At 37.1% G+C, this 12,336-nt stretch carries 6 protein-coding genes; all 6 read left to right on the forward strand.

What is annotated here, in order from left to right; genetic code table 11:
• Positions 1-268: 268 nt before the first annotated feature.
• The 6 genes from Q0017_RS11765 to repM (Q0017_RS11790) all read left to right on the forward strand — a co-directional run bounded on the left by Q0017_RS11765 (position 269) and on the right by repM (Q0017_RS11790) (position 11,957).
• Positions 269-1,344, forward strand: a protein-coding gene (locus Q0017_RS11765; RefSeq protein ID WP_298147035.1) for an IS3 family transposase whose coding sequence is annotated in 2 segments (ribosomal slippage) — positions 269-521 and positions 521-1,344 — 1,077 coding nt in all. Because the reading frame shifts where the segments join, the coding sequence is not laid out codon by codon here.
• Positions 1,345-1,526: 182 nt separating this feature from the next.
• Positions 1,527-3,575 (forward strand): acyltransferase family protein, encoded by a 2,049-nt coding sequence (locus tag Q0017_RS11770; RefSeq protein WP_298147038.1) that lies wholly within the window; start codon positions 1,527-1,529, stop codon positions 3,573-3,575.
• Between the two features lie 1,417 nt (positions 3,576-4,992).
• Positions 4,993-5,937: a replication initiation protein RepM gene (gene repM, locus Q0017_RS11775; RefSeq protein WP_298147040.1), complete on the forward strand. Its 945-nt coding sequence runs from the start codon at positions 4,993-4,995 to the stop codon at positions 5,935-5,937.
• Between the two features lie 391 nt (positions 5,938-6,328).
• Positions 6,329-7,404 (forward strand): IS3 family transposase gene (locus Q0017_RS11780; protein WP_298147035.1). Its coding sequence is split into 2 segments (ribosomal slippage): positions 6,329-6,581 and positions 6,581-7,404, totalling 1,077 coding nucleotides; the frame shifts between segments, so codons are not numbered across the junction.
• A 182-nt stretch (positions 7,405-7,586) separates the two neighbouring features.
• Positions 7,587-9,635 carry an acyltransferase family protein gene (locus Q0017_RS11785; protein WP_298147038.1) on the forward strand — a complete coding sequence of 683 codons (2,049 nt, stop codon included), beginning with the start codon at positions 7,587-7,589 and terminating at the stop codon, positions 9,633-9,635.
• 1,380 nt (positions 9,636-11,015) lie between these two features.
• Positions 11,016-11,957, forward strand: a complete 942-nt coding sequence (repM, locus tag Q0017_RS11790) for a replication initiation protein RepM (RefSeq protein ID WP_168402736.1) — start codon at positions 11,016-11,018, stop codon at positions 11,955-11,957.
• Positions 11,958-12,336 lie beyond the last annotated feature (379 nt).

Genomic DNA, 12,336 nt, shown 5'->3' on the forward strand with positions numbered 1-12,336 from the left:
ATTTTGATGAACAAAAACATGGAACATTGATTATTAAATAATCGTGGAACGGTCTAATTCATGTAAAAAGCCCAACTCTCAGCAGTTGGGCTTTTATGATTTACTTAAGCTATTGAATTTTATAAGATAATAAAACCGATTTCGTATAAGGTGTATTATGTTAATTTTAGAAGCTCTACAATATATGTACTTGGAATGGTAATCCCCCCTAAAAATAATAGGATCTAAAAGTAGAATTTTCTCTTAAGATACGAGCAGGAGATTCTGCATGAAAACATCTAAATTTACTGACAGTCAGATCATGTCCATCTTGAAACAGGCAGAATCTGGCACACCTGTAGCGACCCTTTGCCGTGAACACGGCATGAGTAATGCTACCTTTTATAAATTGCGTGCCAAATATGGTGGTATGGATACATCATTAATGGCTCGACTGAAAGAGCTAGAAGCCGAAAATACCAGACTTAAAAAGATGTATGCGGAAGAGCGATTAAAGGCCGAAATCATCCAGGAAGCGATGGCAAAAAAGTGGTAAAGCCATCTTGCCGGCGTAAGATGGCACAACAGGCAGTTGCCCAGCATGCCATTAGTATTCGTTTGGCTTGTAAAGCATTTGGCATTAGTGAAACCTGCTACCGCTATCAAGCCAAACTCAGCGATGACAATGCACTCATTGCTGAACAGCTCATTGAACTCACTGAGGAAAATTCCGATTGGGGCTTTGGTTTGTGCTTCTCGTATTTACGGCATGTTGAGAGTTGCTGCTGGAATCACAAGCGGGTTTACCGCATTTACTGTGAGTTGGCACTGAATCTGCGTATTAAACCGAGAAGAAGACTAAAACGGCATGCGCCTGAACCATTGAAGGAACCAATCCGAGAAAATCAGGTTTGGTCATTAGATTTTATGCATGATCAGCTTTCCGATGGTCGCAAGTTTCGATTATTGAATGTGATTGATGATTACCACCGCGAAGGCCTAGCCATTGAAGCAGGGTTCTCATTGCCCACAATCAGGGTTATTCGTACGTTGAATCAATTGCTGGAGTGGAGAGAAAAACCGTTAGTGATCCGATGCGATAATGGTCCCGAATTTATCAGTCACGAATTTGTGCGCTGGGCTACTGAGCACGGTATTCGTATTGAATATATTCAACCGGGTAAGCCACAGCAGAATGCGTATATTGAACGCTATAATCGGACCATACGTTATAGTTGGCTGAGCAAGCATTTATTTGATACTTTGGATGAAGTACAAGATTATGCAACAAACTGGTTGTGGCATTACAACCATGAAAGACCACATCAAGCTAACAAAGGAAAGCCACCTCTAATGGCTGCTTAACCTCTACTTTTAACTTCGGTTATTTATGGGAGGATTACCCATTAGGTGAATATATCACAGTTCTCGAAAACGCGCTCTTAGTCAGAGGGACTCAACCATAGTATATAGATTCGACAACATAGTTTTATTCACTATAATGCCTCAACGAATTGCAAGCCTCTCTGTTCTAATTAAGGTTTAAAATGGATATAAGTATATATAAAGAAACAACGTACAGAAACGATATACAGGGAATTCGTGCAATAGGCGCAATCCTCATTATGATTTATCATATCTGGTTCAGTAAAGTTTCAGGAGGTGTCGATGTTTTTTTTGTTGTTTCCGGATACTTTATGGCAGGTATGCTTGCGAGATCATATTTAAGAAATGGCAAGGTAAAACCTTTTGAGTTCTGGGGAAGGATTATTAGGAGGATAGCTCCCTTAGCCTACACAGTGATTGCTGCGACTTTTATAGCAGGAGTTTTTTTAATGCCCCCCAGTCTTTGGCGAGGGGGCATCAATGAGGTTTTGACAAGTGCTTTGCATCTTGAGAATTGGCAGCTTATCCGAGTAGGCACTAACTATCTTGCTAGTAGCAATCCTCCAAGCCCCTTACAGCAATTCTGGGCACTATCTCTTCAAATGCAGTTCTATCTCTTTTTACCCTTAATTTTATTTCTTAGCATCGCGCTATCAAAACTAGTAGGGTCTTATAAAGTAGTCTTATTTGTCGTTGCCTTAGTCATAGTGTCGTCTTTTGGGTTTTCTATATACTATACGAATATTAATCCAATAGCAGCATACTTCCATACTGGAACTAGAGCTTGGGAGTTTTTTGTTGGCGTTGCAATATTTATTGCATCACCATTTATTTCTCTATCATCAACAGTTTCTCGAGTTTTAATGTGGGTCGGTTTTTTACTAATCTTAGCTGTTGGAGTATTTGTTCCGGATAGTGCTCCATACCCTGGTTATATAGCTGCTCTTCCAGTAGCTGCTGCTGCAATTATGATTATAGCTGGGATTTCCGACAAAGCAGGTTATGTCTATCAGATGCTTTCATCTAAGGCCTTAGTATATATTGGAGGAATATCTTTCTCTTTATATCTTTGGCACTGGCCTATTCTCATATACTTCCAACACTACTCAGGTGTTATGCCAGGTGAGATGACTCTAATTGAAGGGCTTCTTGTTATTGCTTTAGCTTTTACTTTGTCTGTTATCTCAAAAAAATTGATTGAGAACCCTTTCGCAAAAATAAAAAATGAAAATATACTCGCTCCATATTTTATTGGGCTCGTATTTTTTATACCTGTGTTTATCTCTAGCTACTATGCTCGCACAGAAATAAATAAAGAGTTTTATGCCGCCAAAGTGACTGACTATGTAAACGGAGATTACTATACTGGGGACAGCGCTCATGTGCAGGAAGGATCTACAAATCTTGAATTAAATAGGCTTTTATCTGTAAGTAACGATGTCACCCGAGCCTCTATAGACGGATGTAGCGACGGCATAGTAAATGATGAAATCTCATTTTGCGAATTTGGTGATAAAAATAGTGAAAACTATATTCTCTTAGTTGGGGGTAGTCGCTTAGCGCAATGGGCACCATTGTTTTATTACTTGGGTGAAAGGGATAACTTCAAGGTCATAAATGCAACCATGAATGCATGTTCCTTTGGGTATCATCCATACATGGAGAACAGCATTGACTGTCAAAATTGGAATAATAAAATTGTTAAATTTATATCTAGTATGGAACCTAAGCCAAAAGCTGTGATTGTTAACAGTTCTAGGACAGAAAATGCTAGGGTTGCTAAAAATACTGGTATAAAAGGAAGTAATGAATATACGCCTCCTGGATATGTTGAAAATATTAAAGAGGTGCTATCTCTTGGTATACCGGTAATAGGGCTTCGGATTAATCCAATACTCAACGACCCTAACTACTGCCTATGGAAAAATAGTAATGATGGTTCCAAGTGCGCTACCAACTACTCTTCGTCTCTCAAAAAGGTAAACCCTATTATCCAAATCAAAGAGGACGAAGGTTTGAATGGATTTTATCCCGTTGATTTTACTGAGGTCATATGTAGCAATGGAGTTTGCCCAGCTGTTTTTGATGGATATCCAACAATGAGGATAGATGATCATATTACTAGAAGCTACATCTCATATCTTGCACCGGCTTTGGAAAAATCACTTGATAATCAAGTAGGTGGGTTTTCCAAAATTTTAAATAAGTGAGAACTATTTTTTCATTATACGTCGCGCTAATATTCTAAATACTCCTTAATAGGACGCTTCTTAAACTCCGAAGCGTCTTTTTTAAGGCGATTAACCATCTCAAAATCCCATCCTTGCGTAAGCATCCAGCTAACACAGCCTTACCAAGCGATCCTATAAGCCTTAATTTAGTTCCCACCGGCTTTGTTGCATAAATATGTAAGCATCTGATTTAAATAAATTTAATTTTAGATCAAAAAATAATCAAAACTTTTAAAATCATATAGTTATGAAATCTTTGTGCAACAAAGCCGCACCTCGTTAATTAGCCATTTTATCTAACTAAAAGGTGTCTACAAAATCGGTGGCTATTCAAGATTCCTTTTTTACAATTATTACAGCTTATACAACCAATCGTCCTATTGATGGTAAAGAAATAGGTAGATATATCAGCACTTTCCAAGTTAAACCTAAGAAATAATAAAACTTTTTAGAAAAGCACCATCTATATGCATTTAACATAAAATCTCTTATACGAAATTGGATCTGTAAGCCTGAGCGTACACATCTTGGAGTAGATCGCTACTATCTCAGAGCAAAGGATTTACCTATTCTGAGTACATCAGGAACAGGAAGTTCCAGAACAAAAAACAATAATGATAAGTTCTAAAACATGGAAGATAGGTACGACAGGAGTTATACCTTGCACAACCCCATACGAAAAAGGCCCAACAGGATGTTGGGCCTTTTTTTATCTAAATTTTAAGCAAAAAAAGACCGGCTTAGAGGGGTAGTGGCCGGTCGCAAAATTTGACTCTAAATCAGGTGGCTGGATTGGTAGAGATAAAAATCTCATACCTATCTGGCTTGAATTCAGAATATTAAAAACCTAAAAATATGTAAAACAGATTAATTTCATAAAAACAATCGGTTTAAAAGATCATGATTTGCAATCAATATTGAATTAATGGTTGGGGTTCCAAGGGGTGAAACCCTTTGGCAAGGTCTGATGATTAGAAAAGGGTATCCAGTAGGATAACATTTTGTAAGACATCAGTAACCTTGCTTAAGAACAAACTTCTTCTTTTATTCAAATATAAATCATATTGGTTGTTGTGTAAGCAATTTGATGAGCTGAAAATATATTTTTATCTTTTTAACAATTAAAAAAATTAGCGAAGCTGGCTTTTATATTCTTTTAAATGCTTTTAAATGCTTTTAGGCAGGTGGAAAACCTTGATATAAAAGGCTTCCAGAAGATATATAAAGACGTTTATGCACCCATATAAAGACGTTTATGCACCCATATAAAGACGTTTATGCACCCATATAAAGACGTTTATGCACCATTAAAAGACTTTATTATTTATTGTCATTATATTGACTTTGTTTTTTAATGTCGTTATATTTTGGTTAAACAATATACTTTTTAAGATTTATGAGTGATTTAGTGGTAAAGGATAATGCTCTAATTAGTGCCTCTTACTCATTAGACTTAATTGAACAAAGACTAATGCTTTTAGCTATTACCCAAGCTCGTGAAACAGGGTTAGGCATCACGGAAAATAGCTTATTAGAAGTGCATGCAGCTGCTTATATTAATTGTTTTGACGTAGATAAAAGCACCGCCTATAGAGCTCTTAAAGAGGCTAGTAAAGGCTTGTTTGATCGGTACGTCACTTATCATGATAAAAATCCAAAAAATGGTAGAGATAGATCGTTTCACTGTCGCTGGGTGGATAAAATTGGTTATGAGGAACAATCTGGTCTTGTATATCTTCGATTTACACAGGATGTAGTGCCATTAATTACACGCTTAGAAGAGAACTTCACTAGATATGAGCTTCATCAGATTGCCAAGTTATCTAGTACATATGCAATACGTCTATATGAGTTATTAATTAGATGGAGAAGTATTGGAAAAACTCCCATTATGGAGCTAGTAGAATTTCGAAATCAGTTAGGTGTAAAACCTAATGACTATAAATTAATGTCTGATTTCAAGAAACGTGTTCTAGATTTGTCAGTTAAATTAATTAATGATTTTACAGATATAAGGGTCGAATACACTCAACATAAAAATGGCAGATCTATTAGTGGATTTTCATTTAAATTAAAACAAAAACCAAATCTGACTGCCGAGACAACTGGAAAGGTCACTTTAAGGGATATAAACACAGTAGATATGTTCCATAAGCTCACAGAGAAGCAGCTAGATATGTTTAGTAGTAAATTGGCTGACTTACCTACTGTACAGGCTATGGCGCATGTAGGAGAGGATATGAAGCCATTTGTGGCACGTTTACGTTCGATGCTGATGGACGCAGAGCAACAGAAAGGATTGCTGCCATACCTCAAAGAAGTGGGTTATACAGCTGCCTAAGTATGAGGGATTGACTACTCAGACATAGGCTACTCGACAAACGAAAGAGTAAGTTCATTAAAAGGTGTGAAAAGGAGCTTTTTTAATCGTTTTTTGACGAGTATATTCGACCAAGATTATTTAATTTTGATGAACAAAAACATGGAACATTGATTATTAAATAATCGTGGAACGGTCTAATTCATGTAAAAAGCCCAACTCTCAGCAGTTGGGCTTTTATGATTTACTTAAGCTATTGAATTTTATAAGATAATAAAACCGATTTCGTATAAGGTGTATTATGTTAATTTTAGAAGCTCTACAATATATGTACTTGGAATGGTAATCCCCCCTAAAAATAATAGGATCTAAAAGTAGAATTTTCTCTTAAGATACGAGCAGGAGATTCTGCATGAAAACATCTAAATTTACTGACAGTCAGATCATGTCCATCTTGAAACAGGCAGAATCTGGCACACCTGTAGCGACCCTTTGCCGTGAACACGGCATGAGTAATGCTACCTTTTATAAATTGCGTGCCAAATATGGTGGTATGGATACATCATTAATGGCTCGACTGAAAGAGCTAGAAGCCGAAAATACCAGACTTAAAAAGATGTATGCGGAAGAGCGATTAAAGGCCGAAATCATCCAGGAAGCGATGGCAAAAAAGTGGTAAAGCCATCTTGCCGGCGTAAGATGGCACAACAGGCAGTTGCCCAGCATGCCATTAGTATTCGTTTGGCTTGTAAAGCATTTGGCATTAGTGAAACCTGCTACCGCTATCAAGCCAAACTCAGCGATGACAATGCACTCATTGCTGAACAGCTCATTGAACTCACTGAGGAAAATTCCGATTGGGGCTTTGGTTTGTGCTTCTCGTATTTACGGCATGTTGAGAGTTGCTGCTGGAATCACAAGCGGGTTTACCGCATTTACTGTGAGTTGGCACTGAATCTGCGTATTAAACCGAGAAGAAGACTAAAACGGCATGCGCCTGAACCATTGAAGGAACCAATCCGAGAAAATCAGGTTTGGTCATTAGATTTTATGCATGATCAGCTTTCCGATGGTCGCAAGTTTCGATTATTGAATGTGATTGATGATTACCACCGCGAAGGCCTAGCCATTGAAGCAGGGTTCTCATTGCCCACAATCAGGGTTATTCGTACGTTGAATCAATTGCTGGAGTGGAGAGAAAAACCGTTAGTGATCCGATGCGATAATGGTCCCGAATTTATCAGTCACGAATTTGTGCGCTGGGCTACTGAGCACGGTATTCGTATTGAATATATTCAACCGGGTAAGCCACAGCAGAATGCGTATATTGAACGCTATAATCGGACCATACGTTATAGTTGGCTGAGCAAGCATTTATTTGATACTTTGGATGAAGTACAAGATTATGCAACAAACTGGTTGTGGCATTACAACCATGAAAGACCACATCAAGCTAACAAAGGAAAGCCACCTCTAATGGCTGCTTAACCTCTACTTTTAACTTCGGTTATTTATGGGAGGATTACCCATTAGGTGAATATATCACAGTTCTCGAAAACGCGCTCTTAGTCAGAGGGACTCAACCATAGTATATAGATTCGACAACATAGTTTTATTCACTATAATGCCTCAACGAATTGCAAGCCTCTCTGTTCTAATTAAGGTTTAAAATGGATATAAGTATATATAAAGAAACAACGTACAGAAACGATATACAGGGAATTCGTGCAATAGGCGCAATCCTCATTATGATTTATCATATCTGGTTCAGTAAAGTTTCAGGAGGTGTCGATGTTTTTTTTGTTGTTTCCGGATACTTTATGGCAGGTATGCTTGCGAGATCATATTTAAGAAATGGCAAGGTAAAACCTTTTGAGTTCTGGGGAAGGATTATTAGGAGGATAGCTCCCTTAGCCTACACAGTGATTGCTGCGACTTTTATAGCAGGAGTTTTTTTAATGCCCCCCAGTCTTTGGCGAGGGGGCATCAATGAGGTTTTGACAAGTGCTTTGCATCTTGAGAATTGGCAGCTTATCCGAGTAGGCACTAACTATCTTGCTAGTAGCAATCCTCCAAGCCCCTTACAGCAATTCTGGGCACTATCTCTTCAAATGCAGTTCTATCTCTTTTTACCCTTAATTTTATTTCTTAGCATCGCGCTATCAAAACTAGTAGGGTCTTATAAAGTAGTCTTATTTGTCGTTGCCTTAGTCATAGTGTCGTCTTTTGGGTTTTCTATATACTATACGAATATTAATCCAATAGCAGCATACTTCCATACTGGAACTAGAGCTTGGGAGTTTTTTGTTGGCGTTGCAATATTTATTGCATCACCATTTATTTCTCTATCATCAACAGTTTCTCGAGTTTTAATGTGGGTCGGTTTTTTACTAATCTTAGCTGTTGGAGTATTTGTTCCGGATAGTGCTCCATACCCTGGTTATATAGCTGCTCTTCCAGTAGCTGCTGCTGCAATTATGATTATAGCTGGGATTTCCGACAAAGCAGGTTATGTCTATCAGATGCTTTCATCTAAGGCCTTAGTATATATTGGAGGAATATCTTTCTCTTTATATCTTTGGCACTGGCCTATTCTCATATACTTCCAACACTACTCAGGTGTTATGCCAGGTGAGATGACTCTAATTGAAGGGCTTCTTGTTATTGCTTTAGCTTTTACTTTGTCTGTTATCTCAAAAAAATTGATTGAGAACCCTTTCGCAAAAATAAAAAATGAAAATATACTCGCTCCATATTTTATTGGGCTCGTATTTTTTATACCTGTGTTTATCTCTAGCTACTATGCTCGCACAGAAATAAATAAAGAGTTTTATGCCGCCAAAGTGACTGACTATGTAAACGGAGATTACTATACTGGGGACAGCGCTCATGTGCAGGAAGGATCTACAAATCTTGAATTAAATAGGCTTTTATCTGTAAGTAACGATGTCACCCGAGCCTCTATAGACGGATGTAGCGACGGCATAGTAAATGATGAAATCTCATTTTGCGAATTTGGTGATAAAAATAGTGAAAACTATATTCTCTTAGTTGGGGGTAGTCGCTTAGCGCAATGGGCACCATTGTTTTATTACTTGGGTGAAAGGGATAACTTCAAGGTCATAAATGCAACCATGAATGCATGTTCCTTTGGGTATCATCCATACATGGAGAACAGCATTGACTGTCAAAATTGGAATAATAAAATTGTTAAATTTATATCTAGTATGGAACCTAAGCCAAAAGCTGTGATTGTTAACAGTTCTAGGACAGAAAATGCTAGGGTTGCTAAAAATACTGGTATAAAAGGAAGTAATGAATATACGCCTCCTGGATATGTTGAAAATATTAAAGAGGTGCTATCTCTTGGTATACCGGTAATAGGGCTTCGGATTAATCCAATACTCAACGACCCTAACTACTGCCTATGGAAAAATAGTAATGATGGTTCCAAGTGCGCTACCAACTACTCTTCGTCTCTCAAAAAGGTAAACCCTATTATCCAAATCAAAGAGGACGAAGGTTTGAATGGATTTTATCCCGTTGATTTTACTGAGGTCATATGTAGCAATGGAGTTTGCCCAGCTGTTTTTGATGGATATCCAACAATGAGGATAGATGATCATATTACTAGAAGCTACATCTCATATCTTGCACCGGCTTTGGAAAAATCACTTGATAATCAAGTAGGTGGGTTTTCCAAAATTTTAAATAAGTGAGAACTATTTTTTCATTATACGTCGCGCTAATATTCTAAATACTCCTTAATAGGACGCTTCTTAAACTCCGAAGCGTCTTTTTTAAGGCGATTAACCATCTCAAAATCCCATCCTTGCGTAAGCATCCAGCTAACACAGCCTTACCAAGCGATCCTATAAGCCTTAATTTAGTTCCCACCGGCTTTGTTGCATAAATATGTAAGCATCTGATTTAAATAAATTTAATTTTAGATCAAAAAATAATCAAAACTTTTAAAATCATATAGTTATGAAATCTTTGTGCAACAAAGCCGCACCTCGTTAATTAGCCATTTTATCTAACTAAAAGGTGTCTACAAAATCGGTGGCTATTCAAGATTCCTTTTTTACAATTATTACAGCTTATACAACCAATCGTCCTATTGATGGTAAAGAAATAGGTAGATATATCAGCACTTTCCAAGTTAAACCTAAGAAATAATAAAACTTTTTAGAAAAGCACCATCTATATGCATTTAACATAAAATCTCTTATACGAAATTGGATCTGTAAGCCTGAGCGTACACATCTTGGAGTAGATCGCTACTATCTCAGAGCAAAGGATTTACCTATTCTGAGTACATCAGGAACAGGAAGTTCCAGAACAAAAAACAATAATGATAAGTTCTAAAACATGGAAGATAGGTACGACAGGAGTTATACCTTGCACAACCCCATACGAAAAAGGCCCAACAGGATGTTGGGCCTTTTTTTATCTAAATTTTAAGCAAAAAAAGACCGGCTTAGAGGGGTAGTGGCCGGTCGCAAAATTTGACTCTAAATCAGGTGGCTGGATTGGTAGAGATAAAAATCTCATACCTATCTGGCTTGAATTCAGAATATTAAAAACCTAAAAATATGTAAAACAGATTAATTTCATAAAAACAATCGGTTTAAAAGATCATGATTTGCAATCAATATTGAATTAATGGTTGGGGTTCCAAGGGGTGAAACCCTTTGGCAAGGTCTGAGGATTAGAAAAGGGTATCCAGTAGGATAACATTTTGTAAGACATCAGTAACCTTGCTTTAAATTTTAATGTTTTTACTTAAATATGCATTAAATCAGATTTCATGTACTCAATTTGATAGGTTGAAAGCATTATTTCCCTATTTTTTACAATTAAAAAATTAGCGAAGCGAGGCTTTTAAATTCTTTTAAATGCTTTTAATGCTTTTAGACACGCTGAAAGCCTTATGTAGCAAGGCTTTCAGAGGACATAAGACGACACTTACCTACCAATAAGACGACACTTACCTACCAATAAGACGACACTTACCTACCAATAAGACGACACTTACCTACCATAAAAAGACATGTTATATTAATGTCGTCTTATTTCAATAAATATACTGATGAACTATGAGCAAATTAGTGGTTAAGGATAATGCTCTGATCAATGCTAGTTATAATCTAGACTTAGTTGAGCAAAGACTCATTTTGCTAGCAATCATAGAAGCTCGAGAATCAGGTAAAGGGATCAATGCAAACGATCCTCTAACAGTTCATGCTGAAAGTTATATCAAGCAATTCAATGTCACTAGGCAGACTGCCTATCAAGCTTTAAAAGATGCCTGTGATAATCTCTTTTCTAGACAGTTCAGCTATCAATCGCATAGTGACAAAGGGAATGTACAGAATCATCGTTCTCGTTGGGTAAGTGAGATTGTGTATGTTGATGCTGAAGCTACAGTAAAAATAATTTTTGCTCCTGCAGTAGTACCCTTAATCATTAGATTAGAAGAACAATTCACAAAATATGAGCTTGAGCAAATTAGTGAACTATCGACTGGTTATGCTATTCGTTTGTATGAGCTACTGATTGCCTGGCGTAGTACAGGAAAAACTCCAGTTATTGAGCTAACGGAGTTTAGGCAAAGAATGGGAGTCTTAGATACTGAATATCAACGTATGCATGATTTTAAAAAACGTGTGTTGGATCCTGCCTTAATGCAAGTTAATAAATATACTGATATTACTCTTGAATGTGACCAACATAAAAAGGGGCGCTGTATCACTGGTTTCTCTTTCAGATTTAAGCAAAAACAATCTATAGCAACTGAGAAAACGGTACATTCACCTCTTAAAGATCCAAGCACAGTAGATATCTTCCAGAAGCTCACAGAAAAACAGCTAGACATGTTTAGCAGCAAGTTAGCCGATTTACCTACTGTGCAGGCGATGGCGCACGTAGGAGAGGATATGAAGCCATTTGTGGCACGTTTACGCTCGATGCTGATGGATGCAGAGCAACAGAAAGGATTGCTGCCATACCTTAAAGAAGTAGGTTATACAGCTGCTTAAATATGAGGGATTGACTACTCAGACATAGGCTAGTCGACAAACGAAAGAGTAAGCTCAGTAAAAGCTGCAAAAAGGAGCTTTTTTTAATCGTTTTTTTGACGAGTATATTTGAGCAACATTATTTAATTTTGATGAAGAGAAACGTGGAGAAATGCTTAAATATTAAGCGTGGAACGTTCTAATTCACGTAAAAAGCCCAATCTGCTTGGATTGGGCTTTTAAGATTTGGTTAAGTTATTGAATTTTATAGGATAATAAAAACGATTTCGTATAAGCTGTATTATGTTAATTTTAGGAAATCTTTAAAGTATTTAAATAAAAGATATGAACGTGATCTCAGCAATATTATTAAATGAACACCCTGTCAAAGGATGTATTC

The sequence above is a fragment of the uncultured Acinetobacter sp. genome, assembly GCF_947624825.1.
In the GTDB taxonomy this organism is placed as follows: Bacteria; Pseudomonadota; Gammaproteobacteria; order Pseudomonadales; family Moraxellaceae; genus Acinetobacter.

Bases quoted from the DNA above. Each gene is read 5' to 3' on its own strand.
- Q0017_RS11770 (WP_298147038.1), top strand. From the start codon at position 1,527: ATGGATATAAGTATATATAAAGAAACAACGTACAGAAACGATATACAG.
- repM (WP_298147040.1), top strand. From the start codon at position 4,993: ATGAGTGATTTAGTGGTAAAGGATAATGCTCTAATTAGTGCCTCTTAC.
- Q0017_RS11785 (WP_298147038.1), top strand. From the start codon at position 7,587: ATGGATATAAGTATATATAAAGAAACAACGTACAGAAACGATATACAG.
- repM (WP_168402736.1), top strand. From the start codon at position 11,016: ATGAGCAAATTAGTGGTTAAGGATAATGCTCTGATCAATGCTAGTTAT.